Source organism: Rhizobium sp. YJ-22, from assembly GCF_029601685.1.
In the GTDB taxonomy this organism is placed as follows: Bacteria; Pseudomonadota; Alphaproteobacteria; order Rhizobiales; family Rhizobiaceae; genus Metarhizobium.
Window position 1 is genome coordinate 324,644 of record NZ_JARRIR010000007.1, and the last position, 21,903, is coordinate 346,546.

At 64.8% G+C, this 21,903-nt stretch carries 19 protein-coding genes; 10 read left to right on the forward strand and 9 right to left on the reverse strand.

Annotation, left to right across the window (positions count from 1 at the left end; translation table 11 throughout):
• The first annotated feature begins 4 nt into the window (after window positions 1-4).
• The 7 genes from P7F60_RS18155 (at window position 5) to P7F60_RS18185 (ending at window position 8,143) form a co-directional block, all read left to right on the forward strand.
• Complete coding sequence (locus P7F60_RS18155; RefSeq protein ID WP_277919156.1) at window positions 5-1,669, forward strand: alkaline phosphatase family protein; 1,665 nt, start codon at window positions 5-7, stop codon at window positions 1,667-1,669.
• Between the two features lie 124 nt (window positions 1,670-1,793).
• A complete protein-coding gene (gene corA, locus P7F60_RS18160) occupies window positions 1,794-2,759 on the forward strand; it encodes a magnesium/cobalt transporter CorA (protein ID WP_277919157.1) in 966 nt (321 codons plus the stop codon).
• A 216-nt stretch (window positions 2,760-2,975) separates the two neighbouring features.
• Window positions 2,976-4,160, forward strand: a complete 1,185-nt coding sequence (locus P7F60_RS18165; RefSeq protein ID WP_277919158.1) for an ABC transporter substrate-binding protein — start codon at window positions 2,976-2,978, stop codon at window positions 4,158-4,160.
• A 144-nt stretch (window positions 4,161-4,304) separates the two neighbouring features.
• A complete protein-coding gene (locus tag P7F60_RS18170) occupies window positions 4,305-5,108 on the forward strand; it encodes an ABC transporter ATP-binding protein (RefSeq protein ID WP_277919159.1) in 804 nt (267 codons plus the stop codon).
• Window positions 5,105-5,830 carry an ABC transporter ATP-binding protein gene (locus P7F60_RS18175; RefSeq protein WP_277919160.1) on the forward strand — a complete coding sequence of 242 codons (726 nt, stop codon included), beginning with the start codon at window positions 5,105-5,107 and terminating at the stop codon, window positions 5,828-5,830. The genes P7F60_RS18170 and P7F60_RS18175 overlap by 4 nt, the downstream gene beginning before the upstream one ends.
• Before the next feature lie 4 nt (window positions 5,831-5,834).
• Complete coding sequence (locus P7F60_RS18180; RefSeq protein WP_277919161.1) at window positions 5,835-6,845, forward strand: branched-chain amino acid ABC transporter permease; 1,011 nt, start codon at window positions 5,835-5,837, stop codon at window positions 6,843-6,845.
• A complete protein-coding gene (locus P7F60_RS18185; protein ID WP_277919162.1) occupies window positions 6,842-8,143 on the forward strand; it encodes a branched-chain amino acid ABC transporter permease in 1,302 nt (433 codons plus the stop codon). The genes P7F60_RS18180 and P7F60_RS18185 overlap by 4 nt, the downstream gene beginning before the upstream one ends.
• 76 nt (window positions 8,144-8,219) lie before the next feature.
• Here P7F60_RS18185 and P7F60_RS18190 read toward each other — a convergent pair whose 3' ends face one another.
• The 4 genes from P7F60_RS18190 to P7F60_RS18205 are packed head-to-tail and all read right to left on the reverse strand — an operon-like array spanning window position 8,220 to window position 11,802.
• Entirely contained in the window at window positions 8,220-8,600 is a 381-nt protein-coding gene (locus tag P7F60_RS18190) for a RidA family protein (protein ID WP_277919163.1), read from the reverse strand.
• 48 nt (window positions 8,601-8,648) lie between these two features.
• On the reverse strand, window positions 8,649-9,152 hold the full coding sequence (locus P7F60_RS18195) for a TIGR02444 family protein (RefSeq protein WP_277919164.1): 504 nt from the start codon (window positions 9,150-9,152) through the stop codon (window positions 8,649-8,651).
• Window positions 9,149-10,486: an NAD(P)/FAD-dependent oxidoreductase gene (locus P7F60_RS18200; protein ID WP_277919165.1), complete on the reverse strand. Its 1,338-nt coding sequence runs from the start codon at window positions 10,484-10,486 to the stop codon at window positions 9,149-9,151. The genes P7F60_RS18195 and P7F60_RS18200 overlap by 4 nt, the downstream gene beginning before the upstream one ends.
• Window positions 10,474-11,802 carry a UbiD family decarboxylase gene (locus P7F60_RS18205; RefSeq protein WP_277919166.1) on the reverse strand — a complete coding sequence of 443 codons (1,329 nt, stop codon included), beginning with the start codon at window positions 11,800-11,802 and terminating at the stop codon, window positions 10,474-10,476. The genes P7F60_RS18200 and P7F60_RS18205 overlap by 13 nt, the downstream gene beginning before the upstream one ends.
• A 226-nt stretch (window positions 11,803-12,028) precedes the next feature.
• Here P7F60_RS18205 and P7F60_RS18210 point away from each other — a divergent pair, with 226 nt between their 5' ends.
• The 3 genes from P7F60_RS18210 (at window position 12,029) to P7F60_RS18220 (ending at window position 15,126) form a co-directional block, all read left to right on the forward strand.
• Window positions 12,029-13,420, forward strand: a complete 1,392-nt coding sequence (locus tag P7F60_RS18210; protein ID WP_277919167.1) for an aldehyde dehydrogenase family protein — start codon at window positions 12,029-12,031, stop codon at window positions 13,418-13,420.
• Between the two features lie 12 nt (window positions 13,421-13,432).
• Window positions 13,433-14,002 (forward strand): UbiX family flavin prenyltransferase, encoded by a 570-nt coding sequence (locus P7F60_RS18215; protein ID WP_277919168.1) that lies wholly within the window; start codon window positions 13,433-13,435, stop codon window positions 14,000-14,002.
• Between the two features lie 62 nt (window positions 14,003-14,064).
• Entirely contained in the window at window positions 14,065-15,126 is a 1,062-nt protein-coding gene (locus tag P7F60_RS18220; protein ID WP_277919169.1) for an AraC family transcriptional regulator, read from the forward strand.
• Between the two features lie 99 nt (window positions 15,127-15,225).
• Here P7F60_RS18220 and P7F60_RS18225 read toward each other — a convergent pair whose 3' ends face one another.
• From P7F60_RS18225 to P7F60_RS18245, 5 genes are all read right to left on the reverse strand, one after another.
• Complete coding sequence (locus P7F60_RS18225; RefSeq protein ID WP_277919170.1) at window positions 15,226-17,367, reverse strand: TonB-dependent siderophore receptor; 2,142 nt, start codon at window positions 17,365-17,367, stop codon at window positions 15,226-15,228.
• 197 nt (window positions 17,368-17,564) lie between these two features.
• Window positions 17,565-18,449 carry an AraC family transcriptional regulator gene (locus P7F60_RS18230; protein WP_277919171.1) on the reverse strand — a complete coding sequence of 295 codons (885 nt, stop codon included), beginning with the start codon at window positions 18,447-18,449 and terminating at the stop codon, window positions 17,565-17,567.
• An 87-nt stretch (window positions 18,450-18,536) separates the two neighbouring features.
• Window positions 18,537-19,253, reverse strand: coding sequence for a GntR family transcriptional regulator (locus tag P7F60_RS18235; protein ID WP_277919172.1), 717 nt, complete (start codon window positions 19,251-19,253; stop codon window positions 18,537-18,539).
• Window positions 19,250-20,707: an amidohydrolase family protein gene (locus P7F60_RS18240; RefSeq protein WP_277919173.1), complete on the reverse strand. Its 1,458-nt coding sequence runs from the start codon at window positions 20,705-20,707 to the stop codon at window positions 19,250-19,252. Before P7F60_RS18240 ends, P7F60_RS18235 begins: the two co-directional genes overlap by 4 nt.
• Window positions 20,697-21,893 carry an amidohydrolase gene (locus P7F60_RS18245; RefSeq protein WP_277919174.1) on the reverse strand — a complete coding sequence of 399 codons (1,197 nt, stop codon included), beginning with the start codon at window positions 21,891-21,893 and terminating at the stop codon, window positions 20,697-20,699. Before P7F60_RS18245 ends, P7F60_RS18240 begins: the two co-directional genes overlap by 11 nt.
• Window positions 21,894-21,903 lie beyond the last annotated feature (10 nt).

Genomic DNA, 21,903 nt, shown 5'->3' on the forward strand with positions numbered 1-21,903 from the left:
GCCCGTGAGCACCGCCAAGAACGTCCTTTTCATCATGTGCGACCAGCTGCGCTACGACTACCTCTCCTGCGCCGGCCATCCGAGCCTTGCGACGCCGAACATCGACCGGCTGGCGGCGCGCGGCGTGCGTTTTTCCAATTGCTACGTGCAATCCACCGTCTGCGGCCCGTCGCGCATGAGCGCCTATACCGGGCGCTACATGCGCTCGCACGGCTCGACCCAGAACGGCATTCCCCTGCGCGTCGGCGAGCCCACCATAGGCGACCATCTGCGCGAGATCGGCGTGCGCAGCGCCCTCATCGGCAAGACGCATATGGTCGCGGATCAGGAGGGCATGCAGCGGCTCGGCATCGACCCCGCCTCGATCATCGGCGTACATGTCGCTCAATGCGGCTTCGAACCCTATGAGCGCGACGACGGCCTGCATCCGTCCACCGAATACGATCCCGATCCCGCCTATGACCGCTATCTGCGCGACCTCGGTTTCGATGCCGACAACCCCTGGGAACATTTCGCCAATTCCAGCGAGGGCGACGATGGCGAGGATTTCAACGGCTGGCTGCTGACCCATGCCGACAAGGCCGCCCGTATTCCGGAAGAGCATTCCGAAACGCCCTACATGACCCGCCGCGCCATGCGCTTCATCGAGGAAGCGGAGGCCAAGGGAGAGCGCTGGTGCGCGCATCTCTCCTATATCAAGCCGCACTGGCCCTATATCGTGCCGGCGCCCTATCACGCGCTCTACGGCGCAGCCGACGTCAAGCCGCCGGTGCGATCCGAAGCCGAGCGCATCGATCCGCATCCGGTGCTCGCCGCCTTCCAGGCGGAGCGCTATTCGGTCAATTTCTCCCGCGACGAGGTCCGCGAAAAGGTCATCCCCGCCTATATGGGCCTGATCAAGCAGATCGACGACCAGATGGGCGTGCTGTTCGATTTCCTCGAACGCCGCGGCCTGTTCGAAAACACCCTGATCGTCTTCACCTCCGACCATGGCGATTACCTCGGCGACCATTGGCTCGGCGAAAAATACATGTTCCACGACGTCTCGGTGAAGGTGCCGATGATCGTCTACGACCCGTCCCCAAAGGCGGATGCGACGCGTGGGACGGTGCGCGACGAACTGGTCGAGATGATCGACATGGCCCCGACTTTCCTCGATTTTCTCGGCGGCGAGGCCAGGCCGCATATCCTCGAAGGGCGCTCGCTGCTGCCGCTGCTGCGCGGCAGCAGCGATCGGCCTTGGCGGTCCTTCGCGGTCAGCGAATATGACTACGCCGGGGACCGGGCGCGGCTGGCGCTGGATCTGCCGGTCACGGATTGCCGCCTGTTCATGATCACCGACGGCCATTACAAGCTGGTGACGGGACCGCAGGTGCCGCCGATGCTGTTCGATCTCGCCAGCGATCCCGACGAACTAACCGACCGCGGCCGCGATCCGGCCATGGCCGGCGTCATCGAAAGGCTGGAGGCAGCGCTCACCGACTGGCTGCAGAAGCCGGCCAACCGCATCACCGTGCCCGACCGCTGGGTGACGGCGGCGGACGAGAAATTTCCCCGCTTCGACCCGCTGATCGAGCAGGGCGTGCTGATCGGCTATTGGGACGAGGCCGAGCTTGCCGCCCAGCACGCCGCCCGCGACGCTTGGCTGGCGGAGCGACGCGGGCAATAAGCATTCCAGGAAAAGGGAGCAACGGTTTTCCGTCCGGAAATGCGACGCCCTTATAGGTCTGGCCAAACGAGGCGGAAAAGGGCTAAGCAGGACGCAAACAACAGCTTGCAAGCCTGGAGGTTCGATGTCGGTCGTTGCGTCTTATGTCTATCGTGGAGGCGTGCGGCAGGAGGCGGTGGCGCTCGATGGAGCGCCGCCGGCGTTCGGCGACGACGAATTCGTCTGGGTCGGCCTGTTCGAGCCGACCATGGAGGAAATCGAGGGGCTGGCGCGCACCTTCGGCCTGCATCCGCTCGCGGTCGAGGATGCGCTGAACGCGCATCAGGTGCCGAAGGTGGAAGTCTATGGCGACCAGATTTTCGTCATCGCCAAGACGGCGCATCTCGAAGGCGACAAGATCCGCTATGGCGAGACCTCGATCTTCGTCGGCCACCATCACATTATCACGGTGCGCCACGGCTCGGCGCGCGCCCACACGGAGTTGCGCGCCCAGATCGAGGCTTCGCCGCAGCTCATGCGCCAGGGCACAGATTACGTGCTGCACGCCATCATCGATTTCATCGTCGACGGTTACCTGCCGGTAGTCCAGACCATCGAGGACAAGGTGCTGAAGATGGAAAAACAGATGCTGGTCTCGTTTCTCGAGCGCGAGCAGATCCGGCGGCTGTTTCGCCTGCGCCGCCAGCTCATCCTGTTCGGGCGCATTCTCGGACCGATGTCGGAAGTCGTGGGACGGCTGGTCAATCTGGACCTGCCCTGCCTCGACCAGAACGCCAAGCCCTTCTTCCGCGACGTGCTCGATCACGTCCGCCGGGTTGAGAGCATGGTGGGCGGGTTGCGCGAAGTCATCACTTCGGTTTTCGAGGCCTCGAACCTGCTCGAGCAGCAGCGCCAGGGCGTCATCACCCGGCAGCTTGCCGCCTGGGCGGCGATCCTCGCCGTGCCGACCGCGATTGCCGGCATTTACGGCATGAATTTCGAAAACATGCCGGAATTGAAGACGCATAACGGCTATTTCATCATCCTGGCCGTCATCGTCGCCCTCTGTTCCGTTCTCTACTACAGGTTTCGCAAGACAGGTTGGCTTTGATCTCTTGACCCGGACGCTCGATTGCAATCATGTGGAGTTCGAGCGGAGCGATTGTCCGGGAGGCAAAAAGCCGAAATCAAAAAAACGGGTGCCGTCTCCGAAAGGTCTGCCTGTGACATCGGCGCCGTCGCTGCTCATACTGCGGTCATGGGGTCTGAATGGTCGAGGCACCGCTCCAGCTCAAACAAGAACCGGGAACATTCCATGGGAGAGACAATGAAGAAGTATCTGATCGCAACGGTTTCCTGCCTGGTGCTGGCAACGGCCGCCCATGCCGACGAAATCAAGATCGGCATCGAGATGGGCTTCAGCGGCCCGATCGAATCGCTGACGCCGCCGATGGCGCAGGCCGCCGAACTGGCGATTAAGGAAGTCAACGATTCCGGCCTTTTCCTCGGTGGCACCAAGGTCGTGGCGGTGCGCGGCGACGAAACCTGCATCGACGCCAGCGCCGCAACGGCCACCGGCGAGCGCCTCGTCACCTCCGACAAGGTCTCCGGCATCGTCGGCCCGACCTGCTCGGGTGCGGCCAGCGCCGTGCTGACCAATGTGGCGATCCCCAACGGCATGGTGCTGATCTCGCCGTCGGCGACCTCGCCGGGCCTGTCGACCATCGACAGCAAGGGCCTTTTCTTCCGCACCGCCCCTTCCGACGCCCGCGAAGGCGAAGTGCTGGCGCAGATCATGATGGATCGCGGCGTCAAGACGGCCGCCATCAGCTACACCAACAACGACTACGGCAAGGGCATCGCCTCGTCGATCCAGGCCGCCTTCGAGAAGCTCGGCGGCAAGATCACGCTTTCGGCCCCGCATGAGGACGGCAAGGGCGATTATTCGGCCGAAGTCGGCGCGCTGTCGTCGGCCGGCGGCGATGCGCTGGTCGTCGCGGGTTATGCCGACCAGGGCGGCTCCGGCGTCGTCCAGACGGCGCTCGATACCGGCGCCTTCTCCAAGTTCGTCTTCCCGAACGGCATGTGGGGCGAAAGCCTGCTCAAGAAGTTCGGCAAGCAGATCGACGGCTCTTTCGGCGACCTGCCGGGCTCCGACAGCCCGGGTGCCGCCAAGCTTGTGGAGATGACCAAGGCTGCCGGTATCAACAGCACCGCCACCTTCGTGCCGGAAACCTATGACGCCGCCGCGATCATGCTGCTCGCCATGCAGGCCGCGGGTTCCGCCAAGCCGGCTGACTACAAGGGCAAGATCATGGATGTCGTCAACGCGCCTGGCGAGAAGATCTATCCCGGCGATCTGGCCAAGGCGCTGAAGATCCTCAAGGACGGCGGCGACATCGACTATGTCGGCGGTTCGGCCGTGGAGTTCATCGGCAAGGGCGAAAGCGCCGGTTCCTACCGCGAGGTCCAGATCGAAGGCGGCGAGATGAAGACCGTCAAGTTCCACTGATACGGTTTGCCAGGGCGCCCTTTCGAGGGCGCCCTGGCGGCGTATTCGACTGGAATTGCTCCGGCTCGTCCCCGGCAGCCGGCTTCCCGCATGGAGGCTGTTTGCCCTGGCGGCGGGCTGGCTTGCCTCATCGTCGAGGAATGAATGATCGTTTGTCATGACGTACACAAGCACTTCGGCGGCTTCCGGGCTGTCGACGGTGTTTCCCTGCACATCCCTAAAGGGCGGATCACCGGGCTGATCGGGCCGAACGGCGCCGGAAAGTCGACGCTGTTCAACACCATCGCCGGCGCCTACCAGCCGACCTCCGGCCGGATCACCATGGCGGGCGAGGATATCGGCGGATTGCCGCCGCATGTGCTGTTTTCCAGGGGCCTGCTGCGCACCTTCCAGATCGCCCAGGAATTTTCCAGCATGAGCGTGCTCGAAAACCTGATGATGGTGCCGGGCGGCCAGAGCGGTGAATCCATCTGGAACACTTGGGCCAATCGCGGCCGCATCCGCGAGGAAGAGGCGCGGCTGCGTGCCAAGGCCGAGGAAGTGCTCGATTTCCTGACGCTGACCCATCTGCGCGACGAGCGCGCCGGTGCGCTGTCGGGCGGGCAGAAAAAGCTGGTGGAACTCGGCCGCACCATGATGGTCGATGCCCGCATCGTCTTCCTCGACGAGGTCGGCGCAGGCGTCAACCGCTCGCTGCTGAAGACCATCGGCGAGGCGATCGTGCGCCTCAACAAGGAGCGCGGCTATACCTTCTGCGTCATCGAGCACGACATGGATTTCATCGCGCGTCTCTGCGACAGCGTCGTGGTCATGGCCGCCGGCAAGGTGTTGACCCAGGGCTCGCCGGACGAGATCGTCAGCGACGAGCAGGTGATCGAGGCCTATCTCGGCCGCGGCTTGAAGAACAAGGTCGTCGGCAAGGGACCGGGTGCGGGGGCGACGCCATGAGCGAGACCGCGAACAACACGCCCTTCCTGATCGGCGAGGGCATGACCGGCGGTTACGGCGGCGCCGATATCCTCAACGGCTGCACCATCGCCGTCGAGAAAGGCGAGATCGCCGTTATCGTCGGTCCGAACGGCGCCGGCAAGTCGACGGCGATGAAGGCCGTGTTCGGCATGCTGAAGCTGCGCAAGGGCAGCGTCCGCCTCGGCGGCGAGGATATCACCCGCCTGCAGCCGCAGGAGCGCGTCGCCAAGGGCATGGCCTTCGTGCCGCAGACCGAAAACGTCTTCGCCTCGATGACCGTCGAGGAAAATCTCGAAATGGGCGCCTTCCTGCGCCGCGACGATTTCCGCGGCACGATGGAGCAGGTCTATGCGCTGTTTCCGGTGCTGCGCGACAAGCGCCACCAGGCGGCGGGCGAGCTTTCCGGCGGCCAGCGCCAGCAGGTGGCGGTCGGCCGGGCGCTGATGACCGAACCGGCGGTGCTGCTGCTCGACGAGCCGACCGCCGGCGTCAGCCCCATCGTCATGGACGAGCTGTTCGACCGCATCATCGATGTCGCCCGCACCGGCGTCACCGTGCTGATGGTCGAGCAGAATGCCCGCCAGGCGCTGGAAGTGGCCGATCGCGGCTATGTGCTGGTGCAGGGCGGCAATCGTTTCACCGGCAGCGGCGCCGATCTGCTCGCCAATCCCGAAGTGCGCAGCACGTTCCTGGGAGGCTGACGGCATGGATATTCTCAACGCATTCGTCGTCTTTGCCAATTTCGTGCTGCTGCCGGCGCTGACCTACGGCGCGCAACTGGCGCTCGGCGCACTCGGCGCAACCCTGATCCACGGCATCCTGCGCTTCTCCAACTTCGCCCATGGCGACACCATGGCCTTCGGCACGGCGATCACCATTCTGGCGACCTGGGTGTTGCAGGCGATGGGCGTCAGCATCGCGCCGCTGCCGACCGCGCTGCTCGCCATGCCCGCCGGCATCGCCGCCACCATTCTCGTGGTGCTGGCGACAGACCGCATGGTCTACCGCCATTACCGGGTGCGAAAGGTCTCCTCCGTCACGCTGGTCATGGCCTCGCTTGGGGTGATGTTCGTGATGGGCGGGCTGGTGCGCACCGTCATCGGCGTCGACGACCGGCAGTTCGCCGATGGCGCCCGCTTCGTCTTCACCGCTGCGCAATTCCGCGAATGGACCGGGCTCACCGAAACGCTCGCCTTGCGCAGCGCCCAGGTGATCACGCTGGTGACGACGGCGATTGCCGTCATCTGGCTGCAATGGTTCCTGAAGAAGACGCGCACCGGCAAATCCATGCGCGCCTTTTCCGACAACGAGAACCTGGCGCTGCTCTCCGGCATCAATCCGGAGCGGGTGGTGGTGATCGTCTGGATCCTCTCGGCGACGCTGGCGACGCTGGCCGGCGTTCTCTACGGATTGGACAAGTCCTTCCGCCCGATCACCTATTTCCAGCTGCTGTTGCCGATCTTCGCGGCAGCGGTCGTGGGCGGCCTCGGCAATCCGCTCGGCGCCGTGGTCGGCGGCTTCGTCGTCGCCTTTTCGGAAGTCTTCGTCACCTATGGCTTCAAGAAGGTGGTCGCCTATCTGCTGCCGGCCGGCCTGCAGCCGGACGGGCTGCTGCAGCTTCTCAGCACCGATTACAAGATCGCCGTCAGCTTCACCGTCCTTGTCCTGGTGTTGCTGCTGAAGCCGACCGGCATCTTTGGAGGCAAATCGTCATGAGTGTCGCGACCCGCAATCTTCTGCTGTTTCTCGTCGTTGCCGCGCTGATCGTCTCCACCGGCGTGCTGCAAAGCTGGAACGCCGCGCTCGCCATCGTCAACATGGGCCTGATCTCGGTGGTGATGGCGCTCGGCGTCAACATCCAGTGGGGTTATGCCGGGCTCTACAATGTCGGCACCGTCGGCTTCGTGGCGCTCGGCGGGCTGGCGACGGCGCTGGTGTCGCTGTCGCCGGTGGCCGGCGCCTGGTCCGCCGGCGGCTGGCGCATCCTCGGCGCGCTCGTCTTCGGCGCGCTGATCATTGCCGCAGCGGTCTTCCTATACAAACGCATGGCCAAGGGTTTTGCCCGCATTGCGGCGCTCGCCGTGCTGCTGGTCGGCGGTCTCTTCGTCTATCGCACGATCCTCGATCCGGCGGTCGCCGCCGTCGAGGCGATCAATCCGGCGGTGCAGGGCAATATCGGCGGCCTCGGCCTGCCGGTGCTGCTCGCCTGGCCGGTCGGCGGCCTGCTGGCCGCCGGCGCCGGCTGGCTGATCGGAAAGACGGCGCTGGGCCTGCGTTCCGACTATCTGGCGATCGCCACGCTCGGCATCGCCGAAATCGTCATCGCCGTGCTCAAGAACGAGGACTGGCTGGATCGCGGCGTCAAGAACATCGTCGATATCCCCCGGCCGGTGCCCTATGAAGTGGATTTGCAGGCGAGCGAGCGCTTCCTGTCCTTCATCTCGCATTTCGGCGCCGATCCGGTGGCGGCCTCGGCGATCACCGTCAAGCTGATGTATGCCGGCCTGTTCCTGGTGGTTTTGCTGGTCTTGATCTGGCTTTCGGAAGCTGCGCTGCATTCGCCCTGGGGGCGGATGATGCGGGCGATCCGCGACAATGAGCTGGCGGCCGCCGCCATGGGCAAGAACGTCACCCGTCGGCATCTTCAGGTTTTCGTGCTCGGCTGCGCCGTGCTCGGCATTTCCGGAGCGATGCTGGCGACGCTGGAAGGACAGTTGACGCCCGGCGCCTACCAGCCGTTGCGCTTCACCTTCCTGATCTGGGTCATGGTCGTCGTCGGCGGCTCGGGCAGCAATCTCGGCGCGGTGCTCGGCGGTTTCCTCATCTGGTATCTCTGGGTGCAGGTGGAGCCCTGGGGCAACGGGCTGATGCATCTGGTGACGCTCGGCATGGGCGACGGGCCGCTGAAGCAGCATTTGCTCGACAGCGCCGCCCATATGCGCCTGCTGGTGATGGGCGTCATCCTCATCGTCGTGCTGCGCTTCCGCCCGCAAGGATTGATCCCCGGCAAGTGACCGGGGATCGCGAAACGAAAAAGGCCGGCATTGCGAAGGCAATGCCGGCCTTTTCATGCGCGAAAGTGATTTTGGCTTAGCTGCGGGTCGAGGCGGTGATTTCGATCTCGACCTTGGCGCCAGGGGCGGGCAGCTGGCAGATCAGCAGCGTATTGGTTGGGCGGATCTCGGCAAAGACCTCGCCGAGAACGGTGGCGACATCCTTCAGGAAGGCGCCGTCGGTGATGTAGACGCGGCAAGCGACGGCATTTTTCAGGCTCGCTCCGGCCTTGGAGAGTGCCGCATCGATGGAGGCGAGCGCGTTTCGCGTCTGGTCGGCGACACCTTCGGGGAAGGCATTGGTTTGCGGATCCTGGCCCATCGTGCCGGAGACATAAATAGTCGGCCCGTCGATCACGGCCTTGGCATAGCCGGCGAAGTCCTCTGACGGCGCGCCGGAAAAGATGCGGTTCTGCATTGGGTTCTACTCCTCGGGTTTACAGGGGGATATGCGGATGGACGCGGATCAGCCTCTGGCGGCGGTGAGGATGAGCGCCATGTCGGCCCGATCCGCCTCTGTCGGCGCGATGCCCGCCGCATGGAGATAGCCGGAGAGATTGGCGGCCATGACGGCCGGAAACGGCCCTTCCGAAATGCCTTCGCAAAGGGCTTCGGCGTGTTGCGTCAGCGCCAGCAATTCGCCCTGCTCGCATTCGATCTCTGCCGTCAGAACCCGCTGATACAGGCCTTCCATGGTTGGATCGGATGCGGATTCGGCCTTCAGCCACATCCGGGTCTGGCGGATCGGTAATACGGCGGAAATGCGCCAGGTCGCCGCCGTCGCCATCAGGTTCGGCAGATGTGGAGCGAGCGGCGCCTCGCAGACAGAGCCGCGCCACAGGCAGAACAGCATCAGCGTCACGTCGATGTCGTACAGGCGCTGAAGCCGCATGCAGGCCGGCGCGACATCCGGCGCGGCGTAGAGGCGGGTCACGAAATTCCAGGCGGGATGGGCGGGAAGCGGGTTCATGGCGTCCCCCAATGGTTGGCGATATCACGCGCGGCGCGCTCGCCGCTGGCGGCCGCGCCGGTGATCAGCGCCTGCGCCAGATAATCGCCGCAGAAATAGACTTTTTTCGGGGACGCCGATTGCCGCTCGCGAAAGTCGGACATCGACCGGGCATAGCCGGGATAGAAGACCGGCAGCTTGCGGGCGATCCATTGATTGTGCAGGTCGGCGCAATCGCGGTCGAGGCCTGGGTAAAGAGCGCGGACGCGGTCACTCACCAGTTCGTCCAGCCGATCGGTCATGCCGCGCTCGATCGCTTCCCGCACTGCTTCCGGCGAGAGCTGGGCATAGAGCTGCGCCGCTTCGCCGGTCGTCTCGTTTCCGGGAACCTGCTGCCAGGTCGCAACCGGGCCGGCGGCGGCGCGGGTAAAGAATTGCATGGCGGGCTCGACCTGCCGGTTCAGCCGGTAATGGACGATGCCGAGGGAATTGTAGCGCACGCCGGCAAAGAAGGCGCGCGTCTCGGGATCGAGATCGGCAAACAACCCTGATGCAAGAGAGCCTTCGGTGGCGCAGACCACCAGATCGGCCTCATGGACAAGGTTTTGCCCCTCCCGTTCCACATGGATGCGGCAGCCGTTGCCGGAGGTCTCGATGCCGGTGGCGCGGGTATCGCAGTCGATGGCAAGCCCATCGGCCAGCGCCTGCGGCAGCCGGCCCATGCCACCCTGGAAGACATGCACCGTATCCTTGCCGACGAGATGCGGCGCAGTCGAGGCGAAGAAGGCGGCGGAGACCTCTTCCGGGTTCCAGCAGCGTGTGCCGCGAAACACCGGCGCGACCATGCGTTCCAGCACATTGGCGCCGAGACGGTCGCGGATGTGATCTGCGAGTGTTACTGCATCCGCGGCGGGCGTCGAGGCGGCGTCGTCGGGATCGGTGCGAGCGCGCAGCGCCGCAAGGCCGAAGGTGACGAAGCGCAGGCGCTCAGTCAGCGACAGGCCGGGCGTCAGAAGGCTGCTGAGACCCGGCATCAGTTCCACCGTCCAGCGATCCGCCGTGCCGACGCATTCCGCCGACAGGCGGCGCACTGGGACCAGCGCCGGTGTCAGGCCGATCTCGTCGAGCAGGGCGTTGAAGGGCTTGCTGAAGGCGTAGACGAGCCGCGCTCCGGCATTGAAGCGGATGCCGCGCACCATGCGCTCGCCGACGCGCCCGCCTGGCATCGGCCCGGCCTCCAGCACCCGCACCTCATGCCCTTGCTGTTGCAGCCGCCGCGCGGCGGTCAGCCCGGCAATGCCGGCGCCGATGACGACGATGCGCTTGCCCGGCGCCGCCATGCCTATGCCAGCCATTCGGCGAGAACGATATCGCTCTCACCGGGCACGCGCTTGCGGGTGAATTCCGCCTCGCGGCCGAAGGGCATGGTGGCGTCGATGCACAGCCGCCCCCAATGGTCCTTGTGCGGATCGCGGTAGAAGCCGGGAATGTCTTCCAGGATCATGGCGCGCGTATCGGCGCGGCCACGGGTCATATAGGCCCACATCACGTCGTCGAGATCGTAGATATCGACATCCTCGTCGACGACGATCACCACCTTGTTGTAATCGAGATGCGAGCCGAGGGCGGCGAGGATGGCATGCTTGCCCTGGCCCTCATAGGTCTTGCGGATTTTTATGATCGAGATCATCACGTTCGGCCGGCAGCAGACATCGAGGATGCCTGGCATCTGCGACGACACATGGCGATAGACACGCGCCGCCGTCACCGCCTCCAGCGGCCGCAGATCCTCTGGCGAGCCGCAGAGCAGTCCGTGGAAGACGGCATCCGGCCGGTAGCTGACATGGGTGACCTCGAAGACATGATTGTCGCCGACGCCGACATAATTGCCCATGAATTCGCCGAACGGCCCTTCCGGCCGCTTGACGTTCGGCAGGAAACGCCCTTCCACGACGATATCGACCGAGGCGGGAACGTCGAGATCGATGGTCTTGCAGGGGCGCATGGCGATCTTGCCGCCGGTGATCTGCGCCGCCATCACCAGTTCCGAGGCTTCGTAGGGCAGGGAGGCGCAAGCCGCCATGAACAGCTCCGGCGGGCAGGAGAGCAGCAGTGCTGCCTCCAGCGCCTCGCCGCGCGCCTCGGCCTTGGCCTGGTAGCGGGCGAGATCATGCGTGCCGCCGAGCCGGACGCGCAATTCGCTGTCCGAGACATGCATGGAACGGTGGAAAGAGAGGTTCGGCACGCCGCTGTCCGGCTCGCGCGCCAGAAAGATCGCCGAGGTGAAATAGGGGCCGGCGTCGCGCTCGTGATAGGTGATCGCCGGCAGATCCGACAGCGTGCCGTCGCGAAATTCGGTCGCGACGGAGGCGGGGGCGGCTTCGAGCACATCGGCATCGCGGCCAGCAAGACAGGCGTCGGTCAGTTCGATCCAGCGCTGGCAGAAGGTCTTGTCGCCGGCGCCGATCAGCCGGCGCAGGCGCTCATGGCTGCCGAACAGGTTGGAGACAACCGGCAAGCTGCTGCCCTCGACATTCTCGAACAGCACCGCCTGTTCGCCCGCCTTCTGCACCGCCTTGGTGACGGCGGCAAGCTGGTGGCGGGGATCGACCGGCCGGCGCACCACGGCAAGCTCGCCGCGCTTTTGAAGGTCGTCGATGAAATGGCGCATGGTCGTCTCCCTGTTATCCGAAGAAGTAAAGCCGCTTCGCGCTGGCGATAACAACCCGCGCTTTTGTCCCGCCCGTCCAAAATTTTTGGATATCGGCAATCCCAGCGCCATCGCTCTTTGCAGCCGGTCTCCGCTTCGTCATTCTCGGTAAAAAGCCTTTGTTTGCTGCATGTCACGCAAAACTGCCAAACACTTTAGCGCGACATGCTTTGTGAGGAACTCCGTCATGACCCGCACGCTCCAGATCCGCAATCCGCGCACCGGCGAGAACGATTACGCGATCACCCCGCTCGATGCGCCGCAGCTTGCCGCGCGCTGCGCCGAACTGCGCGCCGCCCAGCCCGCCTGGCATGCACTTGGCATCGAAGGCCGCGCCAAGGCGATGTTCGACCTCTGCGATGCCGTCGACCGCCATTACGACGCGATCCTCCAGGCGCTGAGCGCCGATACTGGCCGCTACGAATGGTCGGTCAACGAGATCGAGGGGCTGAAGGGCATCACCCGCATGCGCTGCGCCACGGCGGCCGAGGCGCTGGCGGAGGCACGCGGCACCTCCTCCGATCCCACCCTGCGTTTCCAGCAGCAGCATGTGCCCTATGAGCTCGTCGGCATCATCTCGCCGTGGAACTATCCGCTGATTCTCTGCATGATCGATGCGATCACCGCGCTGCTCGCCGGTTCAGCCGTGGCGATCAAGCCATCGGAGGTCACGCCGCGCTTCATCAAGCCGTTCCGGCAGGCGATTGCTGAAGTGGAGCACTTGCGTGACGTGCTCGACGTCTTCGAGGGCGATGGCGAGACGGGTGCTGAAATCGTCGATCTCACCGATACGCTCGTCTTCACCGGCTCGGTGCGCACCGGCCGCAAGGTGCAGGAGCGGGCGGCGTCGCAGTTCAAGACGGTCTTCCTCGAACTCGGCGGCAGCGATCCCGCCGTGGTGCTGGACAGCGCCGAACCGGATTTCGCCGCCGAGATCATCGTTCGCGGTTCGGTGGAAAATTCCGGCCAGCTCTGCTGCGCCATCGAGCGCGTCTATGTGCAGCGCGGTGTCTATGACGCGGTCTGCGAGCGCGTCGTGGCGCGCATGCAGGCACTGGCGATGAACACCGACGACATCAAGACGGGCGAACTTGGACCCGTCATCTTCGCCCGCCAGGCGGAGATCTTGCGCGAGCAGATCGCCGACGCCCTCGCCAAGGGCGCGAAGGTGCTGACCGGCGGCCGGATCGTCGAGCACAAGGGCGGGCTGTGGTGCGAGCCGACCGTGCTGGTCGACGTCACCCAGGACATGGCGATCATGCGTGACGAAACCTTTGGGCCGATCGTGCCGATCATGGCCTTCGACACCGAGGAAGAGGCCGTGCGGCTGGCCAACGATACCGAATTCGGCCTGTCGGCGGCCGTCATCGGCGAGGAGGAGAAGGCGATTGCCCTTGGCAGCCGCATTCATGCCGGCGGGTTGTGGATCAACGATTTCGACACGATGGGCGGCGTCGGCGCCACGGCCGAGAAGACGGCCTTCGGCTGCTCGGGCCTCGGCGGCAGCCGCTACGGCTATGGCGGCTTCCGACGCTTCCTGCGCAAGAAGGCCATTGTCATCCGTTCGAAAGCCGCCTAATCAGTTGCATCCATGACAGAAAAACGCATCGTCGTCGGCATTTCCGGTGCATCCGGCGTCATTTATGGCGTGCGCATGCTGGAGGTGCTGCGCGAGGCCGGCATCGAGACGCATCTGGTGATGTCACGCTCGGCCGAGGTGACGCTGGCGCATGAGACGGAGTTGAAGGTTGCCGATGTCAGGGCGCGCGCCAGCCATTGGCACGCGCAGACGGATATCGGCGCCGGCATCGCCTCCGGCTCGTTCCGGGCGATGGGCATGGTGGTAGCGCCCTGTTCGGTGCGCTCCATGTCGGAAATCGCCACCGGCGTCACGTCAAGCCTGCTGACGCGCGCCGCCGACGTGACGCTGAAGGAGCGTCGGCCGCTGGTACTGATGGTGCGCGAAACGCCCCTTCATCTCGGCCATCTGCGCACCATGACGCAGCTTGCCGAAATGGGCGCGGTCATCGCTCCGCCGGTGCCGGCCTTTTATGCAAAACCCGCCAGCCTCGAAGACATGATCGACCATTCCATCGGACGCGTGCTCGATCTCTTCGGCATCGACACCGGTCTTGCCCGCCGCTGGAAGGATCCGGGCTGATTTCTTGTCACCCGGAAAGCGATGCCCTATTGTTCACCGCGATGACGATCGGGAAATCGGCTATGAGCGGTGGTGACACGAGGGTGAAGGAGAAGGGCCTTTTCCGCGCGTTTCTCGGCGCGGGCGAGAAAACGGTTGCCGCCGCTTTCGCCAAGCTGGCCGAACTCGACGATGTCGCCAAGGCCGTCGATACTCGCTTGCATCTCTTGCATGCGCGTGTCGACCTGCCGGCGGAAGACGGCAGCGGCTTCTGGCGGTTTCTGTCGCTCGGCGAGGATATTTTCGTCGTGCTCACCGATTGCAGCTTTGCCGGTGTGCGTCACGAACATGTGGTCGCCGAGGGACTTGTCGAGTTTCATTTCCTGCTCGAAGGGCCGGTGGCGCTCAACTTGCCGCAGGCCGACGATGCGACGGCGCCGGCCAGTATTTCGCTGATGGCCTGTCAGCAAGCGTTCGGCATGGCTTACGATGTCGTCTGCCAGCCGGGCGCCTGCAAGATGGCGAGCCTCTACGTCCGCCCGCCGCTGCTGGAAGGCAGTTTCGGCCTCGCTGCGGCCGGCGGCGCGGTGCGGCAATTGCTGCATCCGGCCGACGGCACCATGGCGATGATCGAACAGAAGATCGATCTTGAATTCCTGCGCGTGCTGCGCGACCTGTTCGGTATCGGCTTCGAGGCGGCGCGCGACCTGCCGCTGGCCATGGCCCGAATCGTCGAACTCTTGACGCTCTCGGCCGACGCCATCGATCGCGGCAGCCGCGCCAAGGAGGAGTCCATCGTCTTCACCGCCCGCGAACTGGCGATGTTCAAGCGGGCGCAGGAAATCCTGGCGACGGATTTTTCCGAGACGCTGACCATTCCGCAACTGGCGAAAAAGCTCGGCACCAACGCCACCAAGCTCAAGGGCGGTTTCCGGCTGCTCTACGGCACGACGATCTTCGCCTATCGCAACCGCTACCGCATGGACCGCGCCATGGAATTGCTGGTCGCCGGCGCGCTGTCGATCGCCGAGGTGTCTCAGGCCGTGGGCTTTCGCCATCAGGCGAGCTTCACCTCCGCCTTCCGCGCCCATTTCGGTGTGACGCCGAAACAGGCCCGCCAGCGCGTCGCAGGCGCAGAGCGTTAGGATCGGCGATCCATAGCCATCCTCCGGCGCGGACATGGAAACGGGCCGGAAACAGGTTCCGGCCCGTCGGCAAATGCGGTGGCGATGCGGGTCCGCCGTTTACCAGACCTTGCTCAGCTTGAAGGTGATGGTGCGCGCGTCGCCATAGCCGCAGGTGGAATCGCCTTGGCAACCCCGGACATACTCCTTGTCGAACAGGTTGGTCACGTTGAGCGCAGCCTCCCAATTGTCCTTCTTGTAGCGGACGGCGGCGTCGAAGACTGTCGCACCCGGAACCTTCAGCGTGTTGAGGCGGTCGGCCCAGCTTTCGCCCTGGTAGCGCATGCCGGCGCCGAGGCTGAGGCCTTCGAGCGCGCCTTGCGTCACCGTATAATCCAGCCACAGCGAGGCCTGGACATCCGGCACAAGATAGGGGCGCTTGCCGATATAGGCGGGGACGATGTCTTCCTTGACCTCCATGTCGGTATAGGCCAGCGAACCCAGGATCTTCCAGTTTTCGTCGAGGTTGACCTTGCCTTCCAGCTCGACGCCGCGCGACTGCACCTCGCCGATCTGGCTGGCGAGGAAGGTGGCGGGGTCGGTGACGACGACGTTGCGCTTGTTGAGGTTGAACAGCGACAGGGTGAAGCTGCCGTCGATGAAGGTCGGGTCGTATTTGACGCCGACTTCATACTGTTCGCCCTCTTCCGGTGCGTTGTTGGGCGTGGCGCTGACGGCGACCGTCGGGTTGAAGAAAGTGCCGACGCTGACGTAAGGCGTCAGGCCGTTGTCGAACTCGTAGGCGAGGCCGGCGCGGCCGCTGGCGGCCGACTTGTCGAAGCTGTAGCTCGCCGAGGCCAGGTCGTCGTCGGTCTCGGTGTTGACGAAGTCGAAGCGGCCGTTGAGCGTTGCGAGCCACCCACCGCCGAAGCGGATCTGGTCCTGCACATAGGCGCCGACCTGCTGCTGGGTGACCGCCTGATCGATATAGACGAAGTTGTTGCCCTGCGGCACGCCGTAGACCGGATTGGTGGCGCTGATCGGGGTGGCGCTGCAGCAGGCCTGGATATGATCCAGCCGGTAATATTTGTAGTCGAGGCCGAGCATCAGCTTATGATCGGTGGCGCCCAGATCGAATTCGGTTTCGGCGCGGTTGTCGATGGCGAAGCTGTCGACCCTGGAGGTCGCCTCGAAGCCGATGCGGTTGAGCTGGTAGTCCGGGGCCGTGGGTACGCCGCCGACATAGCCGAAGAGATAGGGGCCTTCCTCGTGCTTGTAGAGGTGGCTGTAGCGCATGTTCGACGAGACCTTCCAGCCATTGTCGAAATCATGCTCGAATTCGGCGCCGAGCATCTGCTGGGCGTATTTGCCGCTGTCGATGTCCGGTTCGCCGTAGAAGGCCTTGCGGTCGATCTTGCCGAAGGGCGCATCAACGACCGTGCCGACATAGGGGAAGAAGCCGTTGCCGACATGCACCTGATCGAGGCCCGAGGCCATGCCCCAGATCGTCAGCTTGGTCGCTTCGTCGGGCGAAATCGTGACCTGCGGCATGACGAAGCCGCGCAGATCATGGGAGAAATCGGAATAGTTGTCGCCGCCGGCGATCTTGCCGGTCAGGCGGTAGGTCATCGTGCCGCTATTGCCCAGCTTGTCGGAAACGTCGAAGCCGGTGAAGGCGTTGCCGTTGCTGTTGATGCCGATTTCCGTGTAATAATAGGGCTCGTCGGTCGGGCGCTTGCGCACGTAGTTGACGAGGCCCCCGGCATTGCCGCCGCCATAGAGCACCGAGGACGGACCTTTCAGGACGTCGACGCGCTCCAGCATGAAGGGATCGAGCTGGAAGCCGCCGAAACCGTAGGAGAACAGGTTCAGGCCGTCGAGGAATATGCCGGTCTGCGTCGCGTCGAAGCCGCGAATATAGACCCAGTCGGTATCGGCATCGGTGCCGAAGGGCTCGGCGGTGACGCCCGGTGTATAGCGCAGGGCTTCGTCGATCTTGTTGACGACGCCGCGGTCGTTCATCTCCTGCTTACCGACGACGGAGACGGCCTGCGGGATCTCGTTGAGCGGCGTATCGGTCTTGGAGCCGGCGGAGGAGGCTTTCGCCACGTAACCCTTGACGGGCGCGTCGGCCGCGCCCTTTGCATCCGTCGCGCCGCTCGCCTGCCCCTGCAGCACGATCGGTTTCAGCGCCGTGTCGGCGTTTTGCGCCAGCGCCGGAAAGCCCGTGCTGAGCGCGAGCAGCGCAACGCTGGCCCGCAAGGTCGACCGATTTCCAAGAGAGCGCTTGCCCCGATTCATGTGTCCATACCCCAATCCATATGATGCCGATGGCCGCCCGGCGCGGGGCGGCATTAAGCGGAGTCAATAACTCAAATTTACCGTTGCAGCTTGGCGTGATCGCGGAAAATTGAACGATCTTGGGCAAATTTTCAGGATATGGGCGAAAACCGCCACAATCACGCCTGCCGCAGCTTTCTCCAACGGGCCGGCGAGGTGCCGATATGCTTGCGAAACGTCCGGGTGAAATGCGCCTGGTCGGAAAAGCCGGTTTCGGCGGCGACCGCCGTCAGCGGCTGGTCGCCGCAAAGCAGCAGATGCTTGGCGCGGTCGAGCCGCGCCGCCATCTGCCAGTCATGCGGCGCCAGCCCGGTGGACGCCTTGAAGGAATGGCTGAAATGCGACGGCGACAGGCCGACGAGATCCGCCAGCTCCTGCAGGCGGATGTTGCGGGTGCAATGGGCGGTGAGAAAATCCGTGACCCGGCGAAGCTGCCAGGAGGCCAGCGCTCCGCGCCGGCGTTGCGGCGATTTCAGCACCTTCAGCACGTCGATGACCAGGGCCAGGGCGAGCCCGTCGCCATAGAGATCGTGCAGCGGATCGGGATTGACGATATCGGCGGCGATCAGTTCGGCCAGCGCAAGAACCCGTCGGTCGAAGAAAAGCAGTTGCGGGTTCTGCAGCTTGTCGGAATCGATTTCCTCGCCAAGGCGCCGGCTGACGACATCGGCATCGAAATGGATGTCGAGATGGCGCACCGATTGCACCTCGGTGATGTCCACCCACAGATCCATGTTAGCGGGTATATAGGAAATCGGGCTTTCGCGGCTGTCCTGCAGCGCGCCCGGACTTTTCGGCGACAGCTTGACGCTCGGCCGGCCGCGCCCCTGCTGGTCGAGCAGGATGAACAGGCGCGGATCGCGCGCCAGGTAATGGCCGCCGGCATAGGCGGCGCATTCCACATCCCAGAGATCGGCGGTGATGCCATTCCAGCTCCGGCGGCGCAAATCGCCGACGACGGAAAAGCCCTCGATCCTGTTTTGCATCCTTGGCTGAAACGTCATCGCGATCCGGTCCCGCGCGCAAAAAACATGCCTGCAATTATCAAGTTTTTGCGACGCGATCAATCGCCCCGTGTTTTCCGGGCTGCGCTACAGGCCTTCCTCGCGGGCATAGGCGGCGAGCAGGTCGGGAAAATCCTTCTCCGTCTGGCTCTTCAGCAGGGCGCGGGTGGTGATGGCGTCGATATGGTGAAGCATCAGGGCGCCGGCCTTGTCGCGGTCGCCCATGGCCAGCGCCGTGATCAGCTCGCGATGCTCGGAGACGGCGCAATCGGGCGAATGCGGCCGCCCGTAGAGCGACAGGATCAGCGAGGAGCGCGAGACGAGCTCGGTGACATAGCGCGACAGGATGTCGTTTTCGGTCAGCTTCGCCAGCAGGACATGAAACTCGCCGGCAAGCTGGATCGAGGTGGCGGTATCATTGGCGCGGGCCATGTCCTCGGCCTCGACATGGGCTTCGAGTTGGCGGATCTGCTGCGGCGAGAGCTTGCCGATCAGGCTGTCGACCACCAGCGCTTCCAGCGAGCGGCGCACCGCAAAGATGTTGCGGCCGTCTTCCAGGCTCGGCTGGGCGACGCAGGCGCCCTTGTGGGGGCGCAGCTCGATCAGGCCCTCGCCATTGAGGCGGGCGAGCGCCTGGCGCACGATGGTGCGGCTGACGCCGAGGCGCTCGCCGATCGAATCCTCCGGCAGCTTGGTGCCTGCCGCCAGCGCCTGGTCGAGGATGGCGCGTTTCAGGGCGCGATAGACGGCATCGGATTTGGACACCGTCGATTTGCGAATCTTGTCATGGCCGTCGGCGGTCATGGCTTCACCATCGGATAGCTCGGCGGGAAAATGGTCTCGAGCGGCGGATGCTGCCAGGTCCGTTGCGGATAGCGGGCGACGAGGCGCTCGAACTGCGCCTGCGCCCGGCCATGGGCGGCGTCGAAATCGAAGCCGGGGATCACCCCGTCGACCATGACGAAACGGCCGGCGATGACCACGGAATGCACGTCGCGGCCGCTCGCCGAACCCATCAGCGCCGAGATCGGATCGATCAGCTGGCCGAGCCGATCACCGGAAAGGTCGATGACCGTGATATCGGCGGTGGCGCCGGGCTGCAGGCGGCCGAGATCGGGACGGTTGAGCGCATCGGCGCCGCCGAGAGTGGCGATGTCGTAGAGATCGGCCGAGATCGGGCTTTCCGTCGTCCCGCCCATCAGCCGGCCGAGCATCAGGCCGAGCTGCATGTTGAGGATCATGTCCGGCGGCCAGGTATCGGTGCCCATGCCGAGGCGCAATCCCGGAATGCGTTCGAGCGCCGCGCCATGGCGGGCCATGACCAGCGGGCAATGCACCACCGTCGCGCCCGACTCGGCAATGATCCGCAGGCCGTCGCCACCGATATGGGTGCCGTGCGGCAAGAGCGCCCGCCGGGAAAGGAAGCCGATGTCGCGCAGCCATTCCGGCGCGGTCTTGTCGAAGCGACGGCGGATGGTCTCGGCCTCGAAACCAGACTGGCAGCAATGCAGCCGCACCGGCACATCGAGATCGCGTGCCGCATCGGCGATGCGCTTCAACAGGTCGCCTGTCCAGAATTCGATGCGGTCGGGGGCGAGCATCGTCCGAACCAGCCCGCCATGGGTGCCGTCATGGGCGGCGCAGAAGGCAAGAGCGGTTTCGAGGCCGGCCGCCCCCTGTTCGGCATCGATTTCCACCGTCAGCCGCCCGTCGTCCTCGACCACCGAATGGCCGGCGCGGAAGGCGGGGCCGAGATAGACGCGCAAGCCCAGGTCGGCCGCACTTTCGGCAGCGGAGGCGAATTCATCCGGCGTCTCGTTCCAGGCGCGATAGAACAGAGAGGCGATCGGCAGGGCGGTGGTGATGCCGTTGCGGATCAGTTGCGCAAAGGCGTAACGCTTCTGGAAGGCCAGTTCCTCCGGCGAATACATCTCCACGGGCCCGGCCTCGACATAGTCGCGCGGCCAGACGCGGCCCTTCTTCCAGCCGGGTGCGTGATCGAGGCCGAGAACGCCGGTATCGAGATCGGAGAGCGCGTCGAGATCGATGAAGCCCGGACCGATCAGCGCCTTGCCGTAATCGATGCGACGGGTGACCGGGCCGTCGTAACGGTGGCCGACGAAGAGGATGCGCTCACCTTCGAACACCACTTCGCCGTTTTCATAGAGGACGTGGCGGCCGTCGCGATGGCCGACGACCCAGCGGGCGGTCAACAAGGTGGCGCCGGGCTGCTTGTTGTGTTCGGTCTCAGGCGACATGGGGCAGATCTCCGGAAAGGATGCCATCGCGTGCCAAGACGCGGCCACGGCGGATGACGGTGCGCGCCTGCGGCGTCAGGGCCACGGCTTGCGCGAGCGTTTGTGCGGGTACGAGGACGAGATCGCCGAAATCGCCTTCGGTAAAGCCGTAACCGTCGAGGCCGATGGCTTCGGCGCCGCCGAAGGTGCAGATGCGGGCGGTCTCTGTGAGGTCGGCATCATTGGTCATGCCGTTGCGCTGGGCGAGATATTTTGCGCGCTCCAGCATGTCGCCATTGCCCCAGGGTTCCCAGGTGCCCTGGATGCCGTCCGAGCCGGAGCAGACGATAAGGCCGCATTCGCGCATCAGCCTGAGCGGCAGGGCAGGGGCGGAGGGGCTGCCGACGGTCATGACGGCGATGCGCTCGGCGGCGAGCGCCTCGATCAGCGCCCGCTGGCGGTTCGGCTCCAGCATGCCCAGGCAATAGCCATGGCTGACCGTCACCCTGCCCTGCATCGACAGGGCGCGGGTGCGCTCGACGATCAGTTCGAGGCAGAAGGCGCCGAGATCGGCCAGCTCATGCAGGTGGATGTCGAGCGGCTTTCCGTGCCGTTCCGAAAGCGCGAAGATGGCGTCGAGGTGGCGCACGGGGTCGCGCTCGATGCTGGCGGGATCGATGCCGCCGACGATATCGGCCCCGGCGCGCATCGCGTCATCCATCAGTTCCAGCGTGCCGGTGCGCGGCAGCATGCCGCTTTGTGGAAAGGCGACGATCTGGATGTCGACCAGATCGCGCAAGGCCTCGCGGGTGGCGATCACGCCCTCGATATTGGCGATGCCGATCTCGGTGTCGACGTCCACATGGCTGCGGATGTGCAGCACGCCGTATTTCAGGGTCTGCATCGCCTGGCGGGCGGACTGGCGGCGGGCATCGATCCCGAGCTCGCGCTTGGCCTTGCGGTCGGCGAGGATGCGGTCGTTGCGGGTCGGGCCGACGCGGTTTTCGAACCAATCCATACCGACCAGCGTCTTGTCGAGATGGGTATGGGCCTCGACCAGCCCCGGCAGCGCGATCTGGCCGCCGGCATCGATTTCGAGCGTCGGCCGATTCGCTCCGGGGACGGCGAAGCGGCCGTCGCGGATGACGAGATCCACGGGGGCGCCCCCGAACGGGCGGGCGTTGCGGATGAGAATGTCTGCGGTCATTTTTGTTTCC

Bases quoted from the DNA above. Each gene is read 5' to 3' on its own strand.
- corA (WP_277919157.1), top strand. From the start codon at position 1,794: ATGTCGGTCGTTGCGTCTTATGTCTATCGTGGAGGCGTGCGGCAGGAG.
- P7F60_RS18165 (WP_277919158.1), top strand. From the start codon at position 2,976: ATGAAGAAGTATCTGATCGCAACGGTTTCCTGCCTGGTGCTGGCAACG.
- P7F60_RS18170 (WP_277919159.1), top strand. From the start codon at position 4,305: ATGATCGTTTGTCATGACGTACACAAGCACTTCGGCGGCTTCCGGGCT.
- P7F60_RS18175 (WP_277919160.1), top strand. From the start codon at position 5,105: ATGAGCGAGACCGCGAACAACACGCCCTTCCTGATCGGCGAGGGCATG.
- P7F60_RS18180 (WP_277919161.1), top strand. From the start codon at position 5,835: ATGGATATTCTCAACGCATTCGTCGTCTTTGCCAATTTCGTGCTGCTG.
- P7F60_RS18185 (WP_277919162.1), top strand. From the start codon at position 6,842: ATGAGTGTCGCGACCCGCAATCTTCTGCTGTTTCTCGTCGTTGCCGCG.
- P7F60_RS18190 (WP_277919163.1), bottom strand. From the start codon at position 8,600: ATGCAGAACCGCATCTTTTCCGGCGCGCCGTCAGAGGACTTCGCCGGC.
- P7F60_RS18195 (WP_277919164.1), bottom strand. From the start codon at position 9,152: ATGAACCCGCTTCCCGCCCATCCCGCCTGGAATTTCGTGACCCGCCTC.
- P7F60_RS18200 (WP_277919165.1), bottom strand. From the start codon at position 10,486: ATGGCTGGCATAGGCATGGCGGCGCCGGGCAAGCGCATCGTCGTCATC.
- P7F60_RS18205 (WP_277919166.1), bottom strand. From the start codon at position 11,802: ATGCGCCATTTCATCGACGACCTTCAAAAGCGCGGCGAGCTTGCCGTG.
- P7F60_RS18210 (WP_277919167.1), top strand. From the start codon at position 12,029: ATGACCCGCACGCTCCAGATCCGCAATCCGCGCACCGGCGAGAACGAT.
- P7F60_RS18215 (WP_277919168.1), top strand. From the start codon at position 13,433: ATGACAGAAAAACGCATCGTCGTCGGCATTTCCGGTGCATCCGGCGTC.
- P7F60_RS18220 (WP_277919169.1), top strand. From the start codon at position 14,065: ATGAGCGGTGGTGACACGAGGGTGAAGGAGAAGGGCCTTTTCCGCGCG.
- P7F60_RS18230 (WP_277919171.1), bottom strand. From the start codon at position 18,449: ATGACGTTTCAGCCAAGGATGCAAAACAGGATCGAGGGCTTTTCCGTC.
- P7F60_RS18235 (WP_277919172.1), bottom strand. From the start codon at position 19,253: ATGACCGCCGACGGCCATGACAAGATTCGCAAATCGACGGTGTCCAAA.
- P7F60_RS18240 (WP_277919173.1), bottom strand. From the start codon at position 20,707: ATGTCGCCTGAGACCGAACACAACAAGCAGCCCGGCGCCACCTTGTTG.
- P7F60_RS18245 (WP_277919174.1), bottom strand. From the start codon at position 21,893: ATGACCGCAGACATTCTCATCCGCAACGCCCGCCCGTTCGGGGGCGCC.